The sequence below is a fragment of the Mesorhizobium sp. C268A genome, from assembly GCF_040324475.1.
GTDB lineage: Bacteria > Pseudomonadota > Alphaproteobacteria > Rhizobiales > Rhizobiaceae > Mesorhizobium.
The window spans coordinates 3,299,901-3,312,934 of sequence record NZ_JAMYVX010000001.1 but is presented as its reverse complement, the minus strand read 5'-3'; the positions used below and the strand labels follow the sequence as shown (position 1 = coordinate 3,312,934).

The window sequence follows — 13,034 nt, the reverse complement described above, 5'->3', positions numbered from 1 at the left end:
GGGCGTTGATTGCCACGCCGTTTATTCAGCCGGCGAGGGTTTCTTTCGGAACAATGCCGTCAGATTGTCCCACAATTCGATCTTGGCGCCCTGGCGCTTCATGATCACGCCCTGCTGCAGGATCGACAGCGTGTTGTTCCAGGCCCAGTAGATGACGAGGCCGGCCGGGAAGCTGCCCATCATGAAGGTGAAGATCACCGGCATCCAGGTGAAGATCTGCGCCTGCGTCGGATCCGGCGGCGTCGGGTTCATGCGCATCTGCAGGAACATGGTGATGCCCATGACCACCGCCCAGGCGCCCATATGCGGCAGGAATGCCGGCGGCGCGAAGGGCAGCAGGCCGAACAGGTTGAAGACCGAGGTCGGATCGGGCGCGGCCAGATCCTGGACCCAGCCGAAGAACGGCGCGTGCCGCATCTCGATGGTGATGTAGAGCACCTTGTAGAGCGAGAAGAACACCGGGATCTGCAGCGCCACCGGCCAGCAGCCGGCGAGCGGATTGATCTTCTCGGTCTTGTACAGCTCCATCATCGCCTGTTGCTGCTTCATCTTGTCGTCCGCGTATTTCTCGCGGATCTCGAGCATCTTGGGCTGCACCTTCTTCATGTTCGCCATCGACGCATAGGATTTGTTGGCGAGCGGGAAGAAGAGGGTTTTGACGACGACCGTGGTGGCAAGGATGGCCAGACCGAAATTGCCGAAGAATTTGTACAGCGTGTCGATCAGGTAGAACATCGGCTTGGTGATCCAGATGAACCACCCCCAATCGATCAGCCGGTCGAACAGCCTGATCTGCCGGTCCTGGGCGTAGGCGTTGATCTTGTTGACTTCCTTGGCGCCGGCGAAGATCTCGGTCTCCACCGTCGCCGACTGGCCGGCGGCAATGGTGATCGGGTCCGTGAGGAAGTCCGACTGGTAGCGCGGGCGGCCATTGTCGTAATAGGCATAGTGCGGCTGGAACGGCTGCTTCTCGGTCGGCACCAGGGTGACCGCCCAGTATTTGTCGGTGATGCCAAGCCAGCCATCGGTCGATTTGCTCGGCGTATAGAGCTTGTTCTTCTCGATGTCGGCGTATTTGTGCTCCTGCAGGCCTTCCGAGCCGGTGACGCCGATCAGCCCTTCATGCAGCACATAGGAGCTGGCGACGGCCGGCTTGTCGAAACGGATGACGCGGCCGTAATTGGACAGCGTGACCGGGGCCGAGCCTGAATTCTGCACCGCATCGGAAACGGTGAACATGTAGTCGCCGTCGACGGAGATCGTGCGCTTGAAGGTCAGGCCCTTGTCGTTGGTGAAGGTCAGCGTCACTGGCGTCGCCGGCGTCAGAGTCGCATTGCCGTCGACGCTCCAGACCGTTTCCGGGCCCGGCACCGTGCCGGTCGTGTCGCTGCCGACAAAGCCGATCTCGGCATAATAGCCGGTGGGCAGCGCCTGCGGATTGAGCAGCTGAATCTGCGGCGATGTCTTGTCGACCGTCTCGGTGTAGTGCTTGAGCTTGAGGTCGTCGAGACGGGCGCCGGTGAGGTTGATCGAGCCCGACAGGCTCGGCGTGTCGATGTTGACGCGGGCCGTCTTGGCCACTTCCTGCGCGCGGCCTTCCGGCGTCGTAACATAGGTGCCGGGCGCGTTTGGAATGGCGCCGGGCGCTGCGGGCGCCGGCGTGCCGCCGGGATTGGCGGCCTCGGCCGCCTTCTTCTGCTCAGCCGCCCGCTGCTCTTCGATGCGGGCCGCCTCGCGCTGCTGTTCGCTGCGCGGCAGCACATAGAAATATTGCCACAGCCCGAGGATCAGCACCGACAAGACGATGGTGATGTAGAAGTTCCGGTTGTTTTCCATCGAAAGCCCTTGGCCTATCGTGTTCCGCTGAGACGGCGGGAGAGTTCGGCCTTCAACTGGCCGAACGGAATGGTGAGCACGTCTTCACGCCCGACGATGACATAGTCATTGCCGGGCGCCATGTCACTTGCGGCATGGGTGCGCACGGCTTCTTTCAGCCGCCGCCTGACGCGGTTGCGCACAACCGCATTGCCGACCCTCTTGGTGACGGTGAAGCCGACGCGCGGCGGCAGACCGTCTTTGCGGTCGAGAACTTCAACGAGAAAAAGCCGCCCGCGCCGCTTTTCACCGCGGCGGACGGCCAGGAATTCCGCACGTTTCAGAAGCCGCTTGGGGTTTGGTCCCACTGGCTTGCCGGTTGCGGGCAACGATCTCGTCTTCCGTTCAGGCGCTGAGCCGCTTGCGGCCGCGGTTGCGGCGAGCTGCGACGACGCCGCGACCACCCTTGGTGGCCATGCGAGCACGGAAACCGTGCCGGCGCTTGCGGACGAGTTTGGACGGTTGGTAGGTACGCTTCATTTGTTTTAATACCGCGGGGTGCGGCCCTTCTTGATTCTGTCACTGTGTAACAGGAGCTTTGCCGGGCCGGCATTGGCGCGATCGAAACCGCGCCGGGACGAATGGCCCGAGCGTGAGCGGCTTATAGAAAGAAGGGTTTTGGGAGTCAATCCAGCGCGAACTATGAGTTCGTCGCAGCGAGAACACCCAGTTCGAGGCGGTCTTTTATTGCTGGCACCATCGTCCAACGAAGGATGAAATTGGCAAAAAAGCCGCAATCGCCTAATCTCAACCGATCAAGCGTTTGTGAAGACAGGCCTTAATGAGCGAAGTTGCATCAGCGGATGAAGGGAGCGGCCCGGCGACAGCCGATGCCAGCCCGGCGACCGTTCGCCCGGTTGCGAGCCGTTCGGTGCCCAATCGTTCAGTGCCCTTGGCGCGCGGCCTGTCGACCAAGCTGCTCTTGCTCACCATTGTCTTCGTGCTCCTGGCCGAAGTCCTCATTTTCCTGCCCTGGATCGCCAGCTACCGCCTGGCCTGGCTGAAGGAGCGGCTAAGCACCGCTGCCGCGGTGTCGATCGTGCTGGTGCAGGGCGAGCCCAATTCGCTCTCCCGCGCCGCCCAGAACGACGTGCTGATGGCAATCGGCGCCAAGGCGATCGCGGTGCGCGACGGCGGCGTGTCGCGCCTGCTGGTGGTGGCCGAGATGCCGCCGCAGGTCGACGAGCATATCGATATCGCCAATGTCGGCATGATCAAGGGCATGACCGGGGCGCTGGATACGCTGTTCTTCGGCGGCAAGCGCATGCTCAGGGTGTTCGGCCCGGTCGGCGACAGCGACAAGGAATTCGAGCTGATCATGCCCGACTATTCCCTGCGCAACGCCATGCTGCGCTATTCGCGCAACGTCGCCTTCGTCTCGCTGCTGATCTCGTTGTTCACCGCAATGCTGGTCTATGCCGCGATCGACCTGATCATGATCGGCCCGATCCGCACCATGACGCGCTCGATGCTGTCCTTCTCCGAGGCGCCCGACGATCCAGGGCGCATCATCCACCCGGCCGCCCGCGCCGACGAGATCGGCGTTGCCGAGCGCGAATTGTCGCAGATGCAGGAACGGCTGCAAAAGATGCTGTCGGAGCAGAAGCACCTTGCCGACCTTGGCCTCGCCGTCTCCAAGATCAACCACGACATGCGCAACATCCTGGCCTCGGCGCAGCTGATGTCGGACCGCCTGCGCCTGGTCAAGGACCCGACGGTGCAGGCCTTCGCGCCAAAGCTGTTGCGCGCGCTCGACCGCGCCGTCTCCTATTCCGAAGGCGTGCTCCACTATGGCCGCACGCAGGAGCCGGCGCCCTCACGCCGCCGCTTGCGGCTGCGCCAGCTGGTCGACGACGTCCACGGCCTGCTCGACATCGAGGACGGCATCGAATTCGTCAATGCCGTCGAGCTCGCCTTCGAGGTCGATGCCGATTCCGACCAGCTGTTTCGCGTGCTCACCAATCTCTGTCGCAACGCGGTCCAGGCGATGGCGGCCGACGCCGAGAGCGCGCTGGTGCGCCGGCTCGCCGTATCGGCCGAGCGCATAGGCAGCGTAAGCCGCATCATTGTCACCGACACCGGTCCCGGCCTGCCGGCGAAGGCTCGAGAAAACCTGTTCGCGGCGTTTCGCGGCTCGGCCCGCAGCGGCGGCACCGGCCTTGGCCTGGCCATCGCGCACGAACTGATCCGCGCCCATGGCGGCACGGTCGAGCTGGTCGAATCGATCGGCGGCCGCACCACCTTCGCCGTCACCATCCCCGACCAGCCGGTCCGCCTCGACCAGGCCCGCAACGGCCTGCGCCGCCCTGCCTGAGCTGTATTTGATATTCAGCCGAAGCCGGACTGAGCTGAATCTCAGCACCCCTTGATCGGCACCGTCGAAAGCAGCTGCGACAAAACTTTTGCCGGATTGGCTTGCTTTTCGGAAATTCAGTCGCTAGGGAACACGTCTTGTCGCGGCCGGTCGTCAGGATCGGTTAGCGGGGCTATGTAAAGCATGGCCTGTTGCGCGCCCGTAGCTCAGCTGGATAGAGCACCAGACTACGAATCTGGGGGTCAGGAGTTCGAATCTCTTCGGGCGCGCCATTGTTTCCAAGGGGTTGAGGCGAATGGCCAAGCGCAGCCTAAACCTCGGGGGCACGCTGGGGGCACTTTATCCAAGTGGGTCGCTCGCCGCGGATTTGGCCGTCCAGTTCACGTTTGATGCCGATGCGCTGGCACAGATCAATGATCTAGCACCGCCTACTCAAGAGTGGCTGGCGCTCCAACGCGACATCACTTTTGACGAAAACTACGGCCCCGAGCAGGCTTTCACCATGGTCGCTCGTCGTTTTCTTAGACGCAAGATTGAGCGCATCAGCCGAGCCGAGCAGAGCGATTACCTACGGGCTCTCGATGCTAATTTGACTACACTGATGCATCTGCTGGTTGCTTATCCGCAGTTCAATCACACGGCCGCTGACCCACTCAAGTTCCTCGAAGAACTGGCGCGACGCCAAGGCAAGCCGGCTAGGCGCCGCGATCAGATATTGTCCGACTTGGCCGCACCGCTGATGGAGCTTCGAGCATTTGCGAAGGTCCACTTACATTCTCTTGGAAACGAGCCCAAGGAACAGCCGGAGGCGATCAGACGCCGAAAGGAGTTTCCACGGCTGGTGCTGATTGCCGATATCATAGCCACCTATCAACGCGTCACCGGGCAAGAACCGATGGCGACGGCGTCTGACGATGGGCACTTGCATCCAGCCGTGAAGCTGGTGACGGTGCTTGGCCCGCCAGTTCTTAAAGCGGCAAGGGTTGTCAAAACTCAAATCAACCCGCAGACCGCGAGAATTGAAATCGCCACCGTAAAAAGACTCTGGGCCGAGGGCAGACGGCCCGAGCAGGCGGGCGTCCTATCAAGCTGGGCGGAGTTAGGATAAACTTTTTATCCGATTTCGCGCAGAACAAATTCCTATTATCCGTGACGCCTCCGCCCTCTAATGCGCACCATCGCATAGGAGGCGAAGCAGCATGTCGATCCGTATCCTCCCGATTGAGCAGGTGCTCGACCGCACCGGCCTGTCGCGTCGGACCCTCTACACGGAAATATCTGAGGGCCGTTTCCCCAAGCCGGTCCAGTTGACCGCGCGCCGCGTCGGCTGGCCGGAAGCCGATGTCGAGGCTTTCCTCACCAGTAAGATCGCTGCGCGCGACGGGCTGGCTGCATGACCGCCGCCGACCTCACGCCGGCCGAGCACGAGACTTCCGCGATCGTCGATGAAGCGGCCGCTTGGTATTTTTCCAATTTCCGGACATGCGAGCGGCCGATCGTGCCGGCGCTTCGGCAACGGTTTGGCATGACAAGTCACCAGGCCATTTGCGCGATTCGACAGGTCACATTGATGCGGGCACGCGCCGCATGACTGAAATCACGTCTAGCCGTAAAACTGGTAGACCAAAGGGTTACATCGCCAATTACCAGCCTCAGACCAAGACGCTGGCGCTGCTCGATGCGGTCGACATGGTTCTCACCGAATACCGGGAACACTGGCCGCTCACGATCCGCCAGGTCTTTTATCGGCTGGTCGGCGCCTACGGTTATCCGAAGGACGAGTCGTTTTACTCGAAGCTGATCGACCATATCGGCAACGCGCGCCGCGGCCAGGTGATCCCGTTCGATGCGATCCGCGACGATGGCGTGGTCACGCACCGCATGGACCATTTTGACGACCAGGACCACTTCCTGCACCATGTGCGCGTGCTCGGCGAAAACTACCACCGGAACATGCTCGCCAACCAGAACCTGCACGTCGAGGTCTGGTGCGAGGCCGCCGGCATGCTCTCGCAGCTCTTCAAGGTCAGCCGGGAGTTCTCGGTGCAGGCCTACTCTTCCGGAGGCTTTGACAGCCTCACTGCAAAGAAGGATCTGGCCGACCGGATATGCGAGATCGCCAAGCCGACGGTGATCCTGCACCTGGGCGATTATGATCCGAGCGGCAAGTCGATGTTCGACGTCATTGCCGAAGACGTGTCGGCCTTTGTGCTGGCCGATCGCCCTTGGCAGTCGGTGACGGTCGATTTCAGGCGCATCGCCCTGACCGCCGACCAGGTGCTTCGCTATTACCTGCCGACTGTGCCGCCGAAGAAGACCGACAGCCGCACGGCGCGTTGGGAGGGCGGGACATGCCAACTCGAGGCGCTGTCTCCCGACAACATCGCCCATATCTTGCGAACGAACATCACTGACTTGTTCGACGTCCACCAGTTCCATGAGGACTTGGACGTCCAGGCGCGCGAGCGGCAACTGATCACCGCGGCTCTGCCGGCGCCGCGGAGTGTGTGATGAGCGAAGAATTTCACACCATCACCTTGCTGCCGCGCAATTTTGAACAGGTATCGAAAGGCATGACGCAGGCCGATGCTGACAAGGAATACGCCCGGCTGCGCAAGCAATTCTATGCCGACAAGGGGGAGTTTGCGGCATGGATCCGGAAGGACCGCGACTCCCGCATGGACGCCACGGCGAAGCTGGTTGCCACCTATCTGGTGGAATGCCTCAACTTTGAAACGGGCCGCTGTGACCCTTCCTATGAGGCGATCTCCGACGAGCTCGGCCTGAGTTATCGGACGGTTGAGCGTGTGGTGCCACGCATAGCAGCGGCTGGCTGGGTGGATAGAACCAGGCGAGGCAAGACGACCACGAACTTCTATACCATCCGGGTCGCTGTCTCGAAGGTGAAGGCGCTCGAGGAGCTTGTTGCCGGCCTTCGTCAGTTGCGCTCAGACAAGCGAGCGGAACGCCGCCAAGGCCCCAATAGCGACAGGAGTGACCTACGCGATTTGGCGGGTCACTCCCACAATGACCCGACACAGCCTGTAGGTCATGACCCGACACAGCCTGTAGGTCATGACCCGACACGGATGGGGGGTAAACCTATGAAGGGAACCTATGAAGCTGAACCTCTCAACGAGATTCTCAGCACTGACAGTGAAGGTATGGCTCTAGGCGGGTATGGAGCAGATCGAACTGACGAGCGGCACATACCGTTCACGATGCCGCAAACCGACGACGAGGCGGAGGAGATGGTGATGGCTTGGCTTGATGGCCGGCCGCCGCGAACCGTGATGGCGCTCTTCGACGATATCCGTGAACGCCTGTCCAGTGGTACACTCACGCCCGCTGAATTGGAGAAGTTGCTGCAGGTGGCTGCATGAAGTCGGAGCAACTTGACCTTTTCGATTGGGCTCAAAACAGGCCGATCGCCGAGGTGATCAACTTCATCCCGCATGTGGTCCGCCAGATTATTCGGCAGCGCGGCCAGCCTCGGATTGATCGCGGCGGAACGCTGGTCGACTTCCCGCGTGCCATGTCAATCACTCGGAGGTCGGCATGAAGCGCTGCATGACCGCCATCTCGGAAGGGGGCGACGATCGGCATGACCGACAACACCGACTGGGCGGATATCGAGCGACTGCTGCAGGAGCTGCGCGCCCGCGGCGCCTTCGTTGGCCCACTGACGATGTCGGCCGCGACACGCCAGACCACATGGCGAGCGCGTCAGCGGCGAAAGGAGATCGTGGTGCCCGTGGCCATAAACCTCGACGTTGTCGCTTGGCTGATTGAGACGGGCCGCATCGACGCTGTATGCAGCCGTGATGCCGTCCTGGTCGGTGAGGCCTTGCGCACTTTGGTGATCGAGCGTGTCGCAGCAAAGAAATAGTAACGCGTTACGGCCGGAAGCGCATAGGCCGCTGTATTCTCTTGGTGATCCACCGCCGACCAGGAGAGCCCCCCAATGCTCGCAAGAGTTCTTCCGACAAATGAGACGCCAGAGGCCAAGGTCGACCGACTTTGCGAAAGCCTGGTGCTGCCTCCGAAACCCAACCTTCTGAAGCTGGCCGAGTCAGGCGTCGAACAGGTCCGCACAAAGCGTGCTGAGCTGAAAGCCGACATCCATGCCGCTGTCCTTTCGGGCGGTTCGGAGAATAAGGGCCTCGTCCAGAAACTGACGGCCGAACTCGAGGCGTTGGAGCTCGGCGCCGGCCGCAAGGCCTTCGAGGAGCGCACCCGCCGGCGTGAGGAGTTCAGCAAGTGCGCCATGGCCAAGCTTGGTTCGGCCGTTGCCCAGTATCGCCAGGAGATGAACCGGCTGATCGATGAGATGGAGGCGTTGAACTCTGCAGCCGTCGAACTAATGGCGACCTCAAACGCGAATGGTATCGAGCCACTTTCAGGAGTCAGAGCATCACTGCCGGTGGCCAACCAAATCCGCCATCTGCGTCAGACGATCAGCAACAACGGATCGATGTACCTCTGATGACCGCCACACAAATCGTCGACGGAGAGGCGGCTCGCTTGGTCGCGCGCCAATCCGACGGCCGATCGCGCATTTTCGCGCGCGCGTCTGGGGCGGCGGCTCGTGCTGATGCCGCCGCCCCATTCAACCAAATTTCAGCGGGGCTGAGCTAATGGCCCATCGCCCCAACATTGCAGCTGCAAAGCGCATGATGGCCAAGATGCAGGCGGGTGCGCCCATCGCCGTCAAACGTGGTGACACGCTCTGGATGGATCTCGAGGGGCCGATAGGTGAGATCGATCGACGGACCGGCAAAGGCATCTTTGCTGATGATGTTGAGGCTGCGCTGAAGGCAAACGAAAACGTCAGATTCATCTCCGTGCAAATCGACAGTCCCGGTGGTCATGCCGGCCAGGCGGTCCGAATCCATCAAGCGCTGCGAAGGCACCGAGCCCATGTGTGCGTGACAGCCGGCGACACATGCGCGTCGGGTGCGAGCCTGATCCTGGCTGCCGGAGATTTGCGGATGTGTTACCGGCACACCAAGCTGCTTTTGCACGCGGTCTCGAACGATGCGCCCGCCAATGCGAAGCGTCGCTGGACAGCGGCCGAGCATGAGGGTCTCGCGAAGCACCTGCAGGCATTCGACAAAAAAATGGTCGACTTCTACACGGCCGCCGCCGGCGAAGGCAGCCGCGGCCACTTCGAGCGAGAGATCAAAAACGAGGCGCCGTTGCCCATCGGCGTTGCGATTTCATGGGGCTTGGTCGATTGCCTTGCCGGCGAAGAGCCTCGGCACGCCTACAGCGTCAAGAGGCGCACATGACCATGACCGGGCAGGGGGGTAGGTCGATCTCTGGGGGCCAACGGACACGTAGACCGCTCCGGGGTCACGGACAGATTTTTTATCGCTGGCCCGAATTTTTCGGCTGCCAAGGCTGTTTTGAGGGGATCTGATGGCTAGAGCGCCCGCAAAGCCGCGGAAAACCGCCACTTCGGACGCTCCGGCATGGATGAATGCCGCGCAGAAACGCGCGTTTTCGGCCATTTTGGCGATCGAAAAGGCATGGAAAGGCTATGCCACCGGCGTCGATAAAGCGCGATTTGCTGATTACCTCGACCTCCGCACCAGGATCGATGGTCTTCGGAAGATGATGCGGGCGGCAATGCGCGAGAAGGACGTCAGCCTCGCCATTTCCCTGAACGGCCAGATCAATGCCACCGTCGACAAAGCCCAGCGGCTCGAGCACGCCCTTCAACTTCACGATCGGCAAAAATCCACATTGGAAAGACAGAGACAATGACCGCCGCCCGGCACTTGCTCGCCGCTGCGCACGACCGCATGACACCGGCCGAGATCGCCGAGCACGCGCTCAAGATGGCCGACGAACTCGAAGCACTGGCGCGGATGATCACCAGTCAGAACGCCATCGTGGCATCTGTCTGCACGATCTAGCGCACGCAAACCAATACCATCCGTACGATCAACGCCATGCACCTCGCCGGCAGGAAGCGTGAGGCGCGCCGTGCGCTCGCGGCGGTTGCGGCGACTCCCGACCTTGAGCCTATGCCCGTCGCGACGATCACAATGGAGTGGTCGGCAGCCATGTTCAGCCCCACCGAAGCGCAGGAGGCGCGCCACTGATGGCCGACCAAGTCCTTGTTACAGAATTGACCATCGACGCTCGGCCAGCCGAGGCCGGTTCGGCAGCCTACGTCAAAGCCATGGCGAAAGCGGAGGCTGCCCAAGCCAAGTTCGTTGACCAGGAACAGGCGGCGGCTAAGGCGATCGAGAAGCAGGCCGGCGCGCTGACCATGCAGTCCGGCTCGATCTCTGCTACCGCGAAAGCATGGGAGCGATTGAAGGCGTCCGCCGACCCAGCCTATCGCGCGACCCGAGATATGGAACGCGCGATGATCACGGCCGATGCTGCGGCGCGCAAACTCGGCATAGATGAGGTCGAACGGGCGAGGGTTCTCGATCTTGTCAGACAGAAGACCGATGCTGTTTCCGCGTCCACGCGCGCCGGGGTGACCCATATCGCCAGCGTGGGGACCGCAGCCAAGCTAACGTCGAACCAGATGCTCAATCTATCGCGGCAGGGCAACGACGTCATCACCATGTTCGCGCTCGGCGCACCGCCGATGCAGATTTTCGCAAGTCAGGCGGGCCAGATTTTCGATGCGCTGGAAAGCGGTCCAGCGGGTGCGCTTGGCTCGCTCAAGGCAATCGGCGCAGGTCTGCTCAACTTTGTCGCCACGCCGCTTGGCGGCATCGTTGCCGCTGCTGGGCTCGCGGCCGGCGCCATCGCCACGTATGCCTTGGCCACGCGCGAGGACATAAAATCCGCTGACGAAGTGCTGAAGGGCCACAAGGCGCTGATCGACGGGATTGCCGCCGCTTACCCGGCGGCCGCAGCGGCGGCAAAGAAGTATGAGGATCAGGCCTCGCAATTGCCCAAGTCGGTGATCGCCGCTGACACTGCAGACAACAATGCGGACGCCCAAAAGACGCTCGCTAGAATCTTGAATGATACCCGCCGACAGCTGGATTTGCTCAATACCGGCGACGGAGATTTTGCCAGGATCGGCAAGGCAGGGCTCGATGCATTTGCGAACCTCTCGAAGGAACTCAAATCCAACGCGATCGATGCGGTTGATCTGCAAAGCGAGCTCGGCAGGATTCGCCTCGATCCGACCCTTTCGAAAAATGCCCACGACTTCGCCAAGGGTCTGCAGGACACTGCGGCTGAGGCGGCTAAAGTGGCGGCTGCGATTCCTGCCAACAAGGCCATAAAGGACATCGCCGTCGACGGCCAGAAGGCCACCAAGACGCTCGCCGAAGTCGCCGCAGGGCTCAAGAATGTCACCACCAACGCCGGCACGGCAGACACGACGATTTCCAACCTGTTTGGCAACATGAGCGGCGGCGGATCGGATGGTTTCGGCGTGACGCGATCTCTTCAAGGCGTCGTCGGCCAATTCGAACAAGCCGGCCAGGCCATCCAGAACATGCGGCGCGAGCAGGTGCAGAGCCAGCTGGACCTGACCGCGCAGTTCCGGGACACCACGACCCAAGTTGCTGAGCTCAAGCAGGCTATCGCCGGCGCCGCAAAGGACAGCGTCAAAGACTTCTTTGGCGGCGACGTCTCCAACATCGCCGGCGCCAATGCCGAACTGCAGCGGTCGGTCGATATCGTCAACAAGCTGTTCGACGCCCTAAGCACCGGCAGCACCAGCGCCAGCGCCGTTGCGACCGGCGTCGACATGATCCGGCAGACTCTGGTGCAGGACGGCTTTGGCGTTGATGCGGTCAATAAGTTCATCGACTCGCTGGTTCGCGCTCGCATGATGTTGGACGCCGACACTGCCAAAGTTCACCAATTGGGCGCGGCGGTAAACGCGCTGCGTGACAAGACAATCACGGTCACCGTCATGACCCGTCAGGTCGGAACCGGCACCCAGACGCAGTATCAAGTGCCGACCCATGATGGAAGTGGAACCGCAACCGTCGGTGTCACCCGCTATTCGTCAAATGGCCCAGCGGTCTCCTCGACCCCGATCTTCAACACCTCCACCAATTCGTGGGGCTACACGCAGCCCAAGACCTATCAAGACCCGAGGGTGCTTGCGCAGGTTAATGCCATGTACCCGCAGCGCGCGGCAGGCGGCCCAATCTCGCGGAACTCGCCCTATTGGGTTGGTGAAAAGGGTCCGGAACTCGTCCTGCCGCAATCGGCGGGGACGGTTGTTCCGCACGCGCAATCAATGGCGCTCGCAACGTCGTCCCAAACCACGGCAGATCAGGACAAACTCACTGCCGCGATCACCGATACCGCGGTGAACACCAAGAAGACGGCTCAGCTGCTTGATGACATCAAGACTTCTGGATCCGCTTCATTCGGTGGCGGCCCGTCGTCTGGTGGTGACTCGACTTCCTCGGGTGCCACAGAGCGCGACCCACAATATGCCGCTTACTTGAAAGCGCTCGCGACGGCAAAGTCTAACGCCCATAACGTCAGCGGCATCATCGGCTATGGCGCTCAGGGGCTATCCGCGACGCCGCAGCAGATCGCCCATCGTGCGGTCTACGGCTTCTCCACCGGCGGCATGATCGGCGGCGGACCCGGCGACACACAGAAGGTCGAGTTCTTCAAGAAGCCGCGCGAACACGTCATCATCGCCGACACCGACCAGATCAGCGATCAGCGCAGCGGCGGGTCGTCAAAGTCAGGCGGCGGCGATAGTCGGCCTGTGCAGGTCAACGTCAACGTCAAGGTCGAGGGCGGCACGACGATCTCAAAGGACAGCATCTCGGAAATGCGTCGCCAGATGGCGCTTGCCGGCCGGGACATGCAGAGATCGATCAACGGGCGATAG

General features: G+C 61.6%; 15 protein-coding genes and 1 tRNA gene. 13 read left to right on the top strand and 3 right to left on the bottom strand.

Going from position 1 to position 13,034, the window contains the following annotated elements; all coding sequences use genetic code 11:
- Positions 1 to 21: 21 nt before the first annotated feature.
- The 3 genes from yidC to rpmH are packed head-to-tail and all read right to left on the bottom strand — an operon-like array spanning position 22 to position 2,355.
- Positions 22 to 1,836, bottom strand: a complete 1,815-nt coding sequence (yidC, locus tag NKL06_RS15990) for a membrane protein insertase YidC (RefSeq protein WP_023807654.1) — start codon at positions 1,834 to 1,836, stop codon at positions 22 to 24.
- A gap of 14 nt (positions 1,837 to 1,850) precedes the next feature.
- On the bottom strand, positions 1,851 to 2,204 hold the full coding sequence (rnpA, locus tag NKL06_RS15985) for a ribonuclease P protein component (protein WP_023693018.1): 354 nt from the start codon (positions 2,202 to 2,204) through the stop codon (positions 1,851 to 1,853).
- 16 nt (positions 2,205 to 2,220) lie between these two features.
- Positions 2,221 to 2,355 carry a 50S ribosomal protein L34 gene (rpmH, locus tag NKL06_RS15980; protein ID WP_008833937.1) on the bottom strand — a complete coding sequence of 45 codons (135 nt, stop codon included), beginning with the start codon at positions 2,353 to 2,355 and terminating at the stop codon, positions 2,221 to 2,223.
- A gap of 301 nt (positions 2,356 to 2,656) precedes the next feature.
- Between rpmH and NKL06_RS15975 the strand changes: the two genes are divergently transcribed.
- From NKL06_RS15975 to NKL06_RS15915, 13 genes are all read left to right on the top strand, one after another.
- Positions 2,657 to 4,189 (top strand): ATP-binding protein, encoded by a 1,533-nt coding sequence (locus NKL06_RS15975; protein ID WP_023672265.1) that lies wholly within the window; start codon positions 2,657 to 2,659, stop codon positions 4,187 to 4,189.
- A 195-nt stretch (positions 4,190 to 4,384) separates the two neighbouring features.
- Positions 4,385 to 4,461, top strand: a tRNA-Arg gene (locus NKL06_RS15970).
- Between the two features lie 23 nt (positions 4,462 to 4,484).
- On the top strand, positions 4,485 to 5,297 hold the full coding sequence (locus tag NKL06_RS15965) for a hypothetical protein (protein ID WP_023693019.1): 813 nt from the start codon (positions 4,485 to 4,487) through the stop codon (positions 5,295 to 5,297).
- Between the two features lie 91 nt (positions 5,298 to 5,388).
- Positions 5,389 to 5,586, top strand: a complete 198-nt coding sequence (locus NKL06_RS15960) for a helix-turn-helix transcriptional regulator (protein ID WP_031210576.1) — start codon at positions 5,389 to 5,391, stop codon at positions 5,584 to 5,586.
- Positions 5,583 to 5,780, top strand: a complete 198-nt coding sequence (locus NKL06_RS15955) for a hypothetical protein (RefSeq protein WP_023693021.1) — start codon at positions 5,583 to 5,585, stop codon at positions 5,778 to 5,780. The genes NKL06_RS15960 and NKL06_RS15955 overlap by 4 nt, the downstream gene beginning before the upstream one ends.
- Positions 5,777 to 6,700, top strand: a complete 924-nt coding sequence (locus NKL06_RS15950) for a hypothetical protein (RefSeq protein WP_023693022.1) — start codon at positions 5,777 to 5,779, stop codon at positions 6,698 to 6,700. The genes NKL06_RS15955 and NKL06_RS15950 overlap by 4 nt, the downstream gene beginning before the upstream one ends.
- Positions 6,700 to 7,572, top strand: coding sequence for a helix-turn-helix domain-containing protein (locus NKL06_RS15945; RefSeq protein ID WP_023693023.1), 873 nt, complete (start codon positions 6,700 to 6,702; stop codon positions 7,570 to 7,572). Before NKL06_RS15950 ends, NKL06_RS15945 begins: the two co-directional genes overlap by 1 nt.
- Before the next feature lie 221 nt (positions 7,573 to 7,793).
- The gene (locus NKL06_RS15940) at positions 7,794 to 8,078 is read left to right on the top strand and encodes a hypothetical protein (protein ID WP_023693025.1); all 285 of its coding nucleotides are present in this window, start codon (positions 7,794 to 7,796) and stop codon (positions 8,076 to 8,078) included.
- 75 nt (positions 8,079 to 8,153) lie between these two features.
- A complete protein-coding gene (locus tag NKL06_RS15935) occupies positions 8,154 to 8,675 on the top strand; it encodes a hypothetical protein (protein ID WP_023693026.1) in 522 nt (173 codons plus the stop codon).
- A gap of 151 nt (positions 8,676 to 8,826) precedes the next feature.
- Positions 8,827 to 9,480, top strand: a complete 654-nt coding sequence (locus tag NKL06_RS15930) for an ATP-dependent Clp protease proteolytic subunit (RefSeq protein ID WP_023693028.1) — start codon at positions 8,827 to 8,829, stop codon at positions 9,478 to 9,480.
- A gap of 130 nt (positions 9,481 to 9,610) precedes the next feature.
- Positions 9,611 to 9,958 (top strand): hypothetical protein, encoded by a 348-nt coding sequence (locus tag NKL06_RS15925; protein WP_156939150.1) that lies wholly within the window; start codon positions 9,611 to 9,613, stop codon positions 9,956 to 9,958.
- On the top strand, positions 9,955 to 10,110 hold the full coding sequence (locus NKL06_RS15920) for a hypothetical protein (protein WP_023693030.1): 156 nt from the start codon (positions 9,955 to 9,957) through the stop codon (positions 10,108 to 10,110). The genes NKL06_RS15925 and NKL06_RS15920 overlap by 4 nt, the downstream gene beginning before the upstream one ends.
- A gap of 188 nt (positions 10,111 to 10,298) precedes the next feature.
- A complete protein-coding gene (locus NKL06_RS15915) occupies positions 10,299 to 13,034 on the top strand; it encodes a phage tail length tape measure family protein (protein WP_023693032.1) in 2,736 nt (911 codons plus the stop codon).

Excerpts from the sequence above, each read along its gene's own strand:
- NKL06_RS15915 (WP_023693032.1), top strand. The coding sequence starts at position 10,299 with ATGGCCGACCAAGTCCTTGTTACAGAATTGACCATCGACGCTCGGCCA.
- NKL06_RS15975 (WP_023672265.1), top strand. The coding sequence starts at position 2,657 with ATGAGCGAAGTTGCATCAGCGGATGAAGGGAGCGGCCCGGCGACAGCC.
- NKL06_RS15955 (WP_023693021.1), top strand. The coding sequence starts at position 5,583 with ATGACCGCCGCCGACCTCACGCCGGCCGAGCACGAGACTTCCGCGATC.
- NKL06_RS15945 (WP_023693023.1), top strand. The coding sequence starts at position 6,700 with ATGAGCGAAGAATTTCACACCATCACCTTGCTGCCGCGCAATTTTGAA.
- NKL06_RS15920 (WP_023693030.1), top strand. The coding sequence starts at position 9,955 with ATGACCGCCGCCCGGCACTTGCTCGCCGCTGCGCACGACCGCATGACA.
- NKL06_RS15935 (WP_023693026.1), top strand. The coding sequence starts at position 8,154 with ATGCTCGCAAGAGTTCTTCCGACAAATGAGACGCCAGAGGCCAAGGTC.
- NKL06_RS15940 (WP_023693025.1), top strand. The coding sequence starts at position 7,794 with ATGACCGACAACACCGACTGGGCGGATATCGAGCGACTGCTGCAGGAG.
- NKL06_RS15930 (WP_023693028.1), top strand. The coding sequence starts at position 8,827 with ATGGCCCATCGCCCCAACATTGCAGCTGCAAAGCGCATGATGGCCAAG.
- yidC (WP_023807654.1), bottom strand. The coding sequence starts at position 1,836 with ATGGAAAACAACCGGAACTTCTACATCACCATCGTCTTGTCGGTGCTG.
- NKL06_RS15950 (WP_023693022.1), top strand. The coding sequence starts at position 5,777 with ATGACTGAAATCACGTCTAGCCGTAAAACTGGTAGACCAAAGGGTTAC.
- NKL06_RS15965 (WP_023693019.1), top strand. The coding sequence starts at position 4,485 with ATGGCCAAGCGCAGCCTAAACCTCGGGGGCACGCTGGGGGCACTTTAT.
- NKL06_RS15960 (WP_031210576.1), top strand. The coding sequence starts at position 5,389 with ATGTCGATCCGTATCCTCCCGATTGAGCAGGTGCTCGACCGCACCGGC.
- rpmH (WP_008833937.1), bottom strand. The coding sequence starts at position 2,355 with ATGAAGCGTACCTACCAACCGTCCAAACTCGTCCGCAAGCGCCGGCAC.
- NKL06_RS15925 (WP_156939150.1), top strand. The coding sequence starts at position 9,611 with ATGGCTAGAGCGCCCGCAAAGCCGCGGAAAACCGCCACTTCGGACGCT.